An 11,730-nucleotide genomic window follows, 5' to 3' on the forward strand; every position below is an offset into this window, starting at 1 on the left:
CCCTCCGGCGGGGTCTGGTCAGAGGGTGGTGGCGACGTAGTCGAGCGTCGCGGTGTACCTGTCCTCGTTCACGAAGGGGATGACGACCTGGTAGTCGTTGCTCAGCGGGTCGCCCGCGTCGGCGGACTTCGTCGGCTGGGTGTGCACGGTGACCGGCGCGGTGTTGCTCAGCGGCAGGTACGCGGTGGAGCCGGACTCGCGCACCGACAGGTTGCCGATCGGGATGGTGTCGGTGTTGCCGGGTTTCGTCGGGTTGAGCGTCGCGGTGCGGGCCTGCACCGTCACCACGTAGCCCGCGAAGTTGTTGGTCTGCACGGTGAACGTCACCGCGCCGGGTCCGGTGACGGTCGCACCGGGCAGGCCCTGGAGGGTGAAGTCGTCGGTCAGGCCGGTCAGCGAGATCGCCGACCCCACGATCACGTTGGCCTGCGTGGTGTCGCTGGACGTGCTGCCGGGCGCGGCGGAGGCCGTCGGGGCGGCCAGCGCGGCGGAGGCGAGGACGACACCGAGGGCCACGCGGGTCGCGCGACGGAGGGTGTCGGTTCGGACCGGTTCCATGGGTGAGCCCTTCCACCGGGGGTTTCGGGTGCGGTTCTGAGGATGGCCCGTGGGACCGACAACGTCGGGTCGAGATCGGGGTGGGGGGCCGAAGACGCCCTGATCGTGTGATCCCCGTCGGGTCCACACCGGACGTGCCTGGACCCGAAAAACCTTCTCGTGCGGCGGGGTGCGGGCCCTAGCATCCGGCCATGCCCACACCGAGCGGTTTCGACCACGTCCGGCACTCCGACGGCACGGTGGTGATCACCCACCACGGCCGCGAGGCCGGCCGGTTGCGCGGCGGTCGCGCGGCCAAGTTCCTGGCCGAGGTGGCCTCCGGCGACGCGCAGCTGGTGATGGCCCGGTGGACCGGCGCCTACAAGCACGGCAACGAGCGCACCGCCCGCGACCACCCGCGCAACCGCCGCTGACCCCGTCCCGGACGGCCGCCGACCTGGGCCGACCGGAATTGTCGTACCCCTCCCGTATGGTCGCGGCAATCGATGAGGACGAGCAGGGGGTGCGGGGCGTGCGCAGGTGGGAACTGGTCGACGCGGGGTCGGCGAAGTTCTGGGAGGTCACCAGAACCGGGAAGTCGGTGACCGTCCGGTTCGGACGGCTCGGTTCGGCCGGCCAGACGAAGGCGAAGGACCTCGCGTCGGAGGCGGCGGCCCAGGCCCACGTCGCGAAACTGGTGGCGGAGAAGGAAAAGAAGGGTTACGCGGAGGTGACCGCGCCGGCCGCGGCCGGCACCGGGTCGGCGACATCCGCCGCCACCCAGGCGCCCGCCACCGCGTCACCTGCCACCGGCGGAACCACCTCCGGCTCACCCGCTTCCTCCGCGCCGGCCGCCACCCCCACGTCCTCCCCCACCACCGCGCCACCTGCCACCGGCGGAACCACCTCCCGCTCGCCGGCTTCCTCGACGCCGACCGCGACCATCGCCGACTCGGCGGCACCCGCCGACACCACCCCGGCGACCTCGCGCACCGCGCCACGTGCCTCCGGCGGAACCACTTCCGGCCCGCCCGCTTCCTCCGCGCCGGCCGCCACCACCGCGTCCTCCCCCACCACCGCGCCACCTGCCACCGGCAGAACCACCTCCGGCCCGACCGCGTCCTCCGCTTCCACCACCGCGCAGGCAGCGCCGCGGGTTCGCGTCGACGAGGACGTCTTCGTCCTGCCCGAGCGGTGGCGGATCGGGCTGCACCACCGGCACGGCGGCACCCCGGGCGCGAAGGTCCCGCCGGACGCCGCCGCCGTCGCGACCCTGCGCGCCGCCGCGCAGACGTTGTCCGACAAGGGTTTCGAGGCGCTCGAGAACCCGAAGAGCGATCTTCCGCTGGTCGAGGCCGCGCAGGCGTTCCGCGCCGGCTCGCCCTCGCCCGAGGGCGCGGCCGCGGTGCTGAAGCTGCTGGAGACCGGCCGCGCCTGGAACGACCGCGAGGCGCTGACCTACGTCGCGGACGCCTGGGCCGCCGAGCACGGGCCGGTGTTCGCCGCGCGGGCCGCCGTCGAGGCCGCGCGCGTCGAGGTGCACTGGACCAGTCGCGGCGGCACCGAGAGCCCGCGCGAGCTGCGGTACCGCAACCCCGCGCAGCAGTACCACCACCACGGCCAGGCCACGTTCGTGGAGACCAGGCTCCGGCGGATCGTCGCGGGGCTGTCGGACGCCGAGCACGCGGCCGTCGTGGCCGGGCTCGGCGACCTGCGGCTGGACGTGCGGACCAAGCTCGTCGTCTCCTACCTGGCGCCCGCGCGCGAGGACTGGGTGGACGACCTGGTGGACGACGTGCTCGCCGGCGACAGCTCGCGGGTCGACTGGACGATGCTGCTGTGCGCGTTGGGCACCGTGGCGCAGTTCGAGCGGTTGGCCAAGGAGGACTACTTCGGCTGGCGCCTCGGCTCGCCGCCGGTCCTGCACACGGTGGTCGACGCGCTCGGGTCGGGCGTCGTGCCCACGCTCGTCCGGTTGCTCGACAGCCACACGAACAGCGGGACCACCCGCAAGGTGCTGCTCGAGGCGCTGGCCACGATCCCGACCGACCAGGCGTTCGGCCTGCTGGTCGAGCGGCTCGACCACAAGCACGTGCAGCCCTTCGTGCTGGAGATGGCGAAGCGGTTCCCGCTGCGGGGGTTGCGGGTGCTCGCGGCCACCGCCGCCGGCACGTCCCGCAACGCGATGACGGCGCGGCTGCTGCTGCACGGCCAGGTCCAGAACCACCCCGACCTGGTCGCCGAGCTGCCGCCCGCGGCCCGCGCGGTGGTGGACGAGGTCGAGGCGCAGCACCGCCTGCTGCCCGCCGTGGCCGAGGAGTCGCTGCCGCGCGTGCTGGTGTCCCCGCCGTGGACGGCCGCGCGGCGCAAGGCGGTGCCGATCGTGGTGCGCGACCTGACGCCACCGGTGATCCGGGACGTGTTCTGGGCGCCGGGCGAGCAGGAGCGGTGGGCGGACACCCGCGTCGGGCGCCGCCGGGTCGCCGACGTCGTCGCGCTGGTGAAGAAGTACGCCGGCGGTCAGCTGCACGCCTACCAGCAGCCGTCGGTGTTCGCCGACGGGCCGGCCGCGCTGGTCCGCCCGCTGCTGGCGGACTGGAACCCGACCGACGCCTGGGGCGCGCACACCTGGGCCTACTCGATCGCGGCCCGGTTCGACTACGACGCGCGCAACCCGTTGCTGCACCTGGCGAAGGCCAACCCGGGGACGTCGGGTGAGCTGCTGGCGCCGTTCGTGGACGAGGAGATCGCGCTGCTGATGGCGGACTGGCTGGTCCGGCTGAAGTCGGCCCGGTCCACCGCCGCCGCCTGGTTGCGCCGGCACGCCGCCGACGCGGCGAGGCTGTTGGTGCCGACCGCGCTCGGCCCGGCGGGCGTGGTTCGGCGCAGCGCGGTGACGGCGCTCCGGCTGATCCCCGCCGAGGCCGTCGCCGCGGGCCGCGAGCAGGGGGTGGAGGCCGAGGTGCACGAGCTGGTGTCGGTCGACCCGCTCGACCTGCTGCCGGCGAAGGCGCCGACGCCCGGCGCGTGGGCCGATCCGTCGATCCTGCCGCAGGTCCTGGTGCGCGGCAGGCGGGAAGCGCTGCCGCCGGCGTCGGTCGGGCACGTGCTGACGATGCTCGCGCTGTCCCGCCCGGACGACGTGTACGCGGGCGTCGAGGTGGTGCGGGAGGTCGGTGACCCGAGGTCGCTCGCCGAGTTCGCGTGGGCGGTGTTCGTGCGCTGGCAGGCGAACGGGATGCCGGCCAAGGACGGGTGGGCGCTGACGGCGCTGGGGCTGCTCGGCGACGACGCCACCGCCCGCGCCCTCGCGCCGCTGATCAGGGCGTGGCCCGGCGAGGGCGGCCACACCCGCGCGGTGGCGGGGTTGGACGTGCTGGCGTCGATCGGGTCGGATGTCGCGCTGGTGCAGCTCAACGGCATCGCGCTGAAGGCGAAGTTCAAGGGGCTCAAGCAGCGCGCGCAGGAGAAGATCGAGGCGGTCGCGGCCGAGCTCGGGTTGACCGGCGAGCAGTTGGCCGACCGGCTGGTGCCGGATTTCGGCCTGGACGACGCGGCCACCCTGACCGTCGACTACGGTCCGCGCCGGTTCGTGGTCGGGTTCGACGAGCAGCTCAAGCCCTACGTCACCGACGAGGACGGCAAGCGCCGCAAGGACCTGCCCAAACCCGGCGCGAAGGACGACCAGGAGCGGGCCACCGCCGAGTACCGGCGGTTCGCGGCGCTGAAGAAGGACGTGCGGTCGGTCGCGGCCGACCAGATCGCCCGCTTCGAGCAGGCGATGGTGATGCGGCGGCAGTGGCCGGCGTCGGAGTTCACCACGTTGTTCGCCGGGCACCCGCTGCTGTGGCACGTGGTGCGGCGGCTGGTGTGGACGACGGAGCGGGGCGCGACGTTCCGGCTCGCCGAGGACAGGACGTTCGCCGACGTGCACGACGACGCGTTCGAGCTGCCCGAGGACGCGGTGGTCTCGCTGGCGCACCCGCTGCACCTGGGCGCGGAGCTGACCGGGTGGGGCGAGGTGTTCGCGGACTACGAGATCCTGCAACCGTTCGCGCAGCTGGGCCGGGCCGTGCACCACCTGTCCGCCGAGGAGCGCACCGCGCGCCGGCTGACCCGCTTCGAGGGGGTCACCGTGCCGGTCGGGCGACTGCTGGGCCTGACCAAGCGCGGCTGGAACCGGGGCGAGCCGCAGGACGCGGGCGTCGAGTGCTGGATGACCAGACCCCTGCCCGGCGGCGGCTCGGTGGTGGTGGGCCTGGAGCCCGGCATCGTCGTGGGCCTGGTCGCCGAGTTCGCCGAGCAGAAGCTGACCGACGTCTGGGTGAGCGCGGACGGCGGCACCTGGACCCCGCGCGGCAACCGGGTCTTCGGCGAGCTGGACGACGTCACCGCCTCCGAGCTGCTGTCCGAACTGGCCGGTCTGACGAGCTGATCCTGTTGTCCACCCACCTCTCCCCCGCGATCCCGTGGTCGGCACCGCGCCGAGGCCGGCGCGCTCGGACGACCACCCCAACCGATCGCGGTCCCGCACCCGACGCGTCACCCGCCCGCACCCGACGCCCTACCGCGGGCGGTCGCTCCCGCGGTGCGGCCACCACGGCCGCACCGCCGCCCGACCCGAACCCGGCACCGCGCCGACCACGCGCGTGGTACCGGTGCTCGTGCGAGTCGGCACCGCGTCGCGTCCGCCGATCACCACGCCCACCGATCACCACGTCCACCAGCTGAGGGGAAACCGTTGTCCGACAACACCGTCCAGCGGCCGCCGGCCGAGGTCCGGTACGCCGACGAGCTGGACCGCCTGCGCGACCAGGACCGCGCGCACCGCCCTCCCGGCTGGGCGCTGAGCCTGGACGCGGCGCGCCGGTTCGTCGTGGGCGACGAGCGGCTCGGCGTGCGCCGGAAGTTCGTCGGCGACCCGTCGCTGGTCGATCGCGCGCTGGTGACGTTGGCGACGAGTCGCGGGTTGATGCTGGTCGGCGAACCCGGCACGGCGAAGTCGCTGCTGTCGGAGCTGCTCGCGGCGGCCGTCTGCGGCGAGTCGACGTTGACCATCCAGGGCGGCGCGGCGACGACCGAGGACCAGGTCCGGTACTCGTGGAACTACGCGCTGCTGGTGTCCGAGGGGCCTACGCCCCGGTCGCTGGTGCCCGCGCCGATGCTGCGGGGCATGGCCGAGGGCAAGGTGGTCCGGTTCGAGGAGATCACCCGGTGCCCGCTGGAGGTGCAGGACTGCATGCTGTCGCTGCTGTCCGAACGGGTGATCGCGATCCCGGAGCTGCCCGGTGCGGACGGGATGGTGTTCGCGCGGGAGGGGTTCACCGTGATCGCGACGGCGAACACCCGCGACCGCGGCGTCAACGAGATGAGCGCGGCGCTCAAGCGGCGGTTCAACTTCGAGACGGTGTTCCCGATCGCGGACTTCGGCACGGAGTTGGCGCTGGTGGAGCAGGAGTCGTCGCGGCTGCTGGAGAAGTCGGGCGTCGGCGTGCCGCCGCGGCGGGACGTGCTGGAGGTGCTGGTGCGGACGTTCCGCGAGCTGCGCGGCGACACCGGGGGCGAGCGGCTGTCGACCGTGATGAGCACGGCCGAGGCGGTGTCGGTCGCGCACGCGGTCGGGTTGCGCGGCTGGTACCTGCGCGGTGAGGCGGGTTCGGCGGCGGACGTGGTGGAGTGCCTGGCGGGCACCGCGGCCAAGGACAGCCCGGAGGACCTGACCCGGCTGCGCCGCTACCTGGAGCAACAGGTGCCCCGGCACCGCGGAGAGCAGTGGCAGGAGCTGTACCGCTACCGCCACCTGCTGCCCGGCTGATGGCGGCGGTGTTCCTCGGCGTGCGCCACCACAGCCCGGCGTGCGCGAGGCTGGTGAAGCGGACGATCGAGGCCCTGCGGCCGGCGCACGTGCTGGTGGAGGGTCCGGCCGACGTGAACCCGAGGTTGGGCGAACTGCGGCTGGGCCACGACCTGCCGATCGCGATCTACACCTACTACCGCGACGAGGCCCGCTCGCACGCCTCGTGGACGCCGTTCTGCGACTACTCCCCCGAGTGGGTGGCTCTGACCACCGCCCATGAGGTCGGCGCGCAGGTCCGGTTCATCGACCTGCCGGCGTGGCACCCGGCGTTCGCGGACCGCGGCAACCGCTACGCCGACGCCGAGGCGCGCTACGACGAGGCGGTCGACCGGCTGTGCCGCGAGTTCGCGGTGGACAACGTCGACACCCTCTGGGACCACCTGTTCGAGGTGCCCGACGACGCGGACCTGGCCGTTCGCCTCGACGCCTACTTCACCCTCCTGCGCGGCGACAGCGAGGCGGGCCCGGACGACCGGGCCCGCGAGTCCTACATGGCGACCTGGGTCCGCGCCGCCGTGGCGGAGGCGGGCGAACGTCCGGTGGTCGTCGTGACCGGTGGGTTCCACACCCCGGCGCTCCGGGCACTGGCCGAGCCCGGCACACCGACCCCCGGGCCACCGGCGTCCGGGGCCGGCGCACCGCCGAGCCGGGCCCGCCCGGGTGCGGGCGATCCGGGTGCGGCCGGAAAAGCGTTGTCGGGCAAGGAGTTCGCGACCGGGTGGCCCGCGGTGCCCGAACCGCCGGAGGGGTCCTCGGGCGCGAGCTACCTGGTGCCGTACTCGCACCGGCGGCTCGACTCGTTCACCGGGTACCAGTCCGGGATGCCCTCGCCCGAGTACTACCACCACGTGTGGGAGGTCGGGGTCGAACGGGCCGCCGACGCTCTCGTGGAGGCCGTGGTGCGGCGGTTGCGCAAACGCCGGCAGCCGGTGTCCACCGCCGACCTCATCGCCGCGCGCACGCAGGCGTCGGCGTTGGCCGTGCTGCGCGGGCACGAGCAGCCGGCGCGGGTGGACGTGCTGGACGGGTTGACCGGCGCGCTGGTGTCCGAGGACCTGTCCGCGCCACCGCCGTGGACGCGGCGCGGGGTGCTGCCGCCCGGCACGCACCCGGCGGTGGTGGAGATGGTGGCGGCGCTCAGCGGTGAGCGGGTCGGGCGGTTGCACCCGGACACCCCCGCGCCGCCGCTGGTGTCCGCCGTGGTGGCCGAGTTGGCCGAACTGGGGTTGGACCACGACGGCGAGGTGCGGCTCGACCTCGCCGACCCGGGCGGGCGGACGCGGAGTCGCACGCTGCACCGGCTGCGGGTGCTGGACGTGCCGGGGTTCGCCCGGCTGTCCGGGCCGGGCAGCGGGGCCGAGCCCACCGCGCGCGAGCACTGGCGGCTGGTGAACCTGGACACCAGGGTGCCCGCGCTCGTCGAGGCCGCCGCGCACGGCGCGACCCTCGAGGAGGCCGCGACGACCGTGCTGCGCGAACGGGTGCCCGACGCGGAGGTCGCGGACCTGGGGCGGGTGCTGTTCGACGCGGCGTTGTGCGGCGTGCCGACGCCGGGTGTGCTCGACGCGGTGGCGGAGGGGTTGGGGCGGGTGTCGGACCTGGCCGCGGTCGGTTCGGTGCTGGCCGACGTGCTGGCGCTGTGGCGGCACGACCGGGTGTTCGGCACGGCGGGCAGCCCGGCTCTCGCCGCGGTCCTGGACGCGGCCGTGACGCGGGTGTTGTGGCTGGTCGAGGGGGTGCGCGGGGCGCAGGCCGTGGCGGAGCCCGGTCGGTTGCGCGCGGTGGCGGCGGTGCGGGACGCGTTCCGGCACGCGGCGGACGCGCTGCCGACCGAGGAGCGGGTGGCGGCGGACGTGTTCGCCCGGATCGCGGTCGACCCCGGCGTGCCGCCCGACCTGCGGGGCGCGGCGTTCGGGTGGGCGTACGCGGGCGGCGTCGACGTGCGGTCGCGGACCACGGCGGCGACGGTGGGCGACTGGCTGGCCGGGTTGTTCGCGGTGGCGCGCGAGGACGTGCTGGGCGACCGGCACCTGGTCGCGGCGGTGGACGACCTGGTGACCGAACTGTCCGAAGTGGACTTCCTGCGCGCGCTTCCCGCGTTGCGCCAGGCGTTCGGGTACTTCCCGCCCGCGGAGCGGGAGACCGTGGCCGGGTTGCTGCTGGAGCACCGCGGGGTGGGCGGTTCGACCAGGGCGTTGACCCGCACGCCACTGGACCCGCTGGTGCTGGCCGAGGTGCTGGAGCTGGAGACGCGGGTGGACGACGTGCTCGCGCGGGAGGGGTTGGCGTGACCGGGTTGGAGCGGTGGCGGTTGATCCTCGGTCAGCCGGCCGAGCGGCACACGGGCGTGTTGAGCGGTGACGCGGCCCGGCAGGACGCGGCGTTGGAGTGGCTCTACGGCCGTGATCCGGAGTTGCGCGACCGGGACGTGCGGCGCGGCGGGTCCGGCGACTCGGTGCTGACCACCGTGACGTGGCTGGACGACGTGCACCGGCTGTTCCCGAAGGAGACCGTGGAGCGGCTGGAGCGGGACGCGGTCGAGCGGTACGACATCACCGAGGTGGTCACCGACCCGTCGGTGCTGGAGCGGGTCGAGCCGAACCCGGCGCTGCTGCGGGCCGTGCTGCGGACCAAGCACCTGATGAACCCGGACGTGCTGGCGATGGCGCGGCGGATCGTGGCGGCGGTGGTGCGGCAGTTGCTGGAGAAGGTGGCGAAGGACGTGCGGCGGTCGTTCACCGGCGCCCGGTCGCGGCACCCGAGCAACCTCAAGGTGCTGCGGGACTTCGACTTCCGCGGCACGATCCGCGCGAACCTCGGCCGCTACCAGCCCGAACACCGGCGGATCGCGATCGCCAAGCCGCGCTTCACCTCGCGCACGCGGCGGCACGTCGACCGGTGGCAGCTCGTGCTGGTGGTGGACCAGTCCGGCTCGATGACCGGTTCGGTGATCCACTCGGCGGTGACGGCCGCGTGCCTGTGGGGGTTGCCGGGGCTCAAGACGCACCTGATCGCGTTCGACACCAGCGTGGTCGACCTGACCTCGGACGTCACCGACCCGGTCGAGCTGCTGATGAAGGTGCAGCTGGGCGGCGGCACGGACATCGGCCAGGCGATGGCGTACGCGGCGGGTCTGGTCGAGAACCCGCGGCGGACGATCATCGCCCTGATCACCGACTTCTACGAGGGCGGCGGCGACCACCGGCTGGTGCGCACCGTGCGCGAGCTGGTCGAGCAGGGCACCCGGGTGCTGGGGTTGGCGGCGTTGGACGAGGAGGCGAACCCGTCCTACGACCGGGCGACGGCGCAGCGGTTGGCGGACGTGGGCGCGCACGTGGGCGCGATGACACCCGGTCAGCTGGCCGAGTTCGTCGCGGAGAGGCTCGGCTGATGCGCGCCGACCTGCTCGCCCTCACCACCGACGCGCTGGTCGCGCTGGCCAACCGCGGCTTGGTGAAGCGGGCCGCGAAGGAGGCCGACGGCCTGGAACTGTCGGTGGTCGGCGATACGATCACGGGGCGGTTCCCGGACGGGGTCGAGGCGGTGCTGCCGGGCGGGGTGGCACTGGAGTCGGCGCCGTGCTCGTGCGGGGCGGCGGGCGTGTGCCGGCACCGGATCGCGGTGGTGCTGGCGTACCAGGCGCAGGGCGAGGCGGCGGAGTTCCGGCCGTGGGACCCCGGCGGGGTGGACGACGCGGAGCTGACGGCGCGGTTCGGCGAGCGCGCGGTGGCGGCCGCGCGGCGGGCGGTGCGGGCGGGTGTCGCGGTGCGGTTGATCAGGCCGACCGAGCGGGACCCGGTGGCGGTGGCGGAGCTGCCGTCGTGCACGGTGCGGTTCCTGGTGCCGGGCGATCTGTCCTATGTGGACACCGACGCGGCGGCGGCGCGGCGGGCCGAGGTCGTGGTGCTGGCGGTGTGGGCGTTCCGGGAGGCGGAGGGGCGTGACGGGTTCGACCTGGGCGGCGTGCCGCGGGTCGACGCGTCGGGCCCTGCCGCCGTGCGGGAGTTGACCGGGCGGTTGCTGCGGGACGGCGCGGTGCACACCAGTCCGGTGCTCGACGCCGAGGTGCGGCGGCTGCACCAGGAGCTGGTGGCGGCGCGGTTGCACTGGCCGGCGGCGGCGTTGGAGGAGTTGGCCGACCAGCTCGACGCGTACCGGTCGCGTGGCGCGGCGCACCGGGTGGAGCGGGTCGCCGAGTTGATCACCGAGCTGCACGCGCGGTGCGTGGCGACCGGGCAGCGGACGCGGGTGCTGGGCTCGGACGAGGTGGCGGAGACGCCGCTGCGGCGGGTGCGGCTGACCGCGCTGGGGTGCCGGGTGCGGGCGGTGGACGACGAGCGCGTGGCGGAGGTGTGCTTCGCGGGCGGCGGGTCGGTGCTCGTGCTGCGGCACCGGTGGTCGGTCGGCGCGGACGAGGTGGTGACCGGGCACGACCTCGTGACGCGGCGGGTGGGTGGCGCGGCGCTGGGCGCGCTGGCGGTGTCGAACGTGGTGTCGGAGTCGGCGGTGCGCAGTCCGAGCCGGCTGGTGCGGATCGCGTCGAGCCGGGTGTCGAAAACCTCGATCACCCCGCTCGGTGACGCGTGGGACGACCTGCCGGACGCGCTGGTGGTGCGTGATTTCGCGGCCACCGCGCGGGCGTTGCGCGACCTGCCGCCCCGCGTGGTGCGGGCTCGGGTGGAGGCGGAGTCGGTGCGGGTGGTGCGGATCGCGCGGGTGCGGTCGGTGGGGTACGACCCGGGCGCGCAGCGGCTGGACGCGGTGGTCGTCGACGAGCAGGGCGTGGAGGCGACGGTGTCGGCGGTGCACCGCTCGGTCGCGCCGGCGGCGCTGGACGTGCTGGCGGAGGCCCTCGAGTCGGGGCCGCGGTACGTGAGCGGCGCGGTCCGCCGAGCGGGCGGCCGCCTGTCCGTGGAGCCGCTCGCGGTCCGCACCGCGGACGCCCTGGTGGTGCCGGACTTGGCGGAGGGCGGGGGAACCACTGCCCTGGGCACCTCCGACCGGCCGGCGATCGACCCGGTGGAGGCGGCGCTGCGCGGCGCGGTGAGCGCGTGCGCGGAGGTGGCGCACCGGGGCGTGGACCACCTGCCACCGACGATGCCGGCTCGACTGGCGGAATCGGTGGCCGACCTGCGACGGGTGGGTTTGGTGAAGGCGGCGGACCGCCTGGCGGCGTTCGCCGAGCACCCGACCGCGGACCACTGGCACGCCGCCCACCTGCGGCTGCTCGTGACGGCGGAGGCGAGGTGATCGCCGAGAGGAGCTGACGAACGGACCAGGCAGCCTCACGCCCGGTAGCTCACGCTGGACGGGCTCACGCCGGGCAGCCCGTACTG

Annotated in this window: 7 protein-coding genes; 6 read left to right on the plus strand and 1 reads right to left on the minus strand. The window is 74.6% G+C overall.

What is annotated here, in order from left to right; all coding sequences use genetic code 11:
* Positions 1 to 18 precede the first annotated feature (18 nt).
* A complete protein-coding gene (locus tag AB0G50_RS11345; RefSeq protein WP_360105439.1) occupies positions 19 to 558 on the minus strand; it encodes a hypothetical protein in 540 nt (179 codons plus the stop codon).
* 191 nt (positions 559 to 749) lie between these two features.
* Here AB0G50_RS11345 and AB0G50_RS11350 point away from each other — a divergent pair, with 191 nt between their 5' ends.
* The 6 genes from AB0G50_RS11350 to AB0G50_RS11375 all read left to right on the plus strand — a co-directional run bounded on the left by AB0G50_RS11350 (position 750) and on the right by AB0G50_RS11375 (position 11,644).
* Positions 750 to 971, plus strand: coding sequence for a hypothetical protein (locus AB0G50_RS11350; protein WP_360105442.1), 222 nt, complete (start codon positions 750 to 752; stop codon positions 969 to 971).
* 98 nt (positions 972 to 1,069) lie between these two features.
* The gene (locus AB0G50_RS11355; RefSeq protein ID WP_360105445.1) at positions 1,070 to 4,972 is read left to right on the plus strand and encodes a DUF4132 domain-containing protein; all 3,903 of its coding nucleotides are present in this window, start codon (positions 1,070 to 1,072) and stop codon (positions 4,970 to 4,972) included.
* 306 nt (positions 4,973 to 5,278) lie between these two features.
* The gene (locus AB0G50_RS11360; RefSeq protein WP_360105448.1) at positions 5,279 to 6,352 is read left to right on the plus strand and encodes an AAA family ATPase; all 1,074 of its coding nucleotides are present in this window, start codon (positions 5,279 to 5,281) and stop codon (positions 6,350 to 6,352) included.
* A complete protein-coding gene (locus tag AB0G50_RS11365) occupies positions 6,352 to 8,685 on the plus strand; it encodes a DUF5682 family protein (protein WP_360105451.1) in 2,334 nt (777 codons plus the stop codon). The genes AB0G50_RS11360 and AB0G50_RS11365 overlap by 1 nt, the downstream gene beginning before the upstream one ends.
* Positions 8,682 to 9,785: a VWA domain-containing protein gene (locus tag AB0G50_RS11370; RefSeq protein ID WP_360105454.1), complete on the plus strand. Its 1,104-nt coding sequence runs from the start codon at positions 8,682 to 8,684 to the stop codon at positions 9,783 to 9,785. The genes AB0G50_RS11365 and AB0G50_RS11370 overlap by 4 nt, the downstream gene beginning before the upstream one ends.
* The gene (locus tag AB0G50_RS11375) at positions 9,785 to 11,644 is read left to right on the plus strand and encodes a hypothetical protein (protein WP_360105457.1); all 1,860 of its coding nucleotides are present in this window, start codon (positions 9,785 to 9,787) and stop codon (positions 11,642 to 11,644) included. The genes AB0G50_RS11370 and AB0G50_RS11375 overlap by 1 nt, the downstream gene beginning before the upstream one ends.
* Positions 11,645 to 11,730: the final 86 nt, after the last annotated feature.

The organism is Actinosynnema sp. NPDC020468 (assembly GCF_040642015.1).
Classification (GTDB): Bacteria; Actinomycetota; Actinomycetes; order Mycobacteriales; family Pseudonocardiaceae; genus Actinosynnema.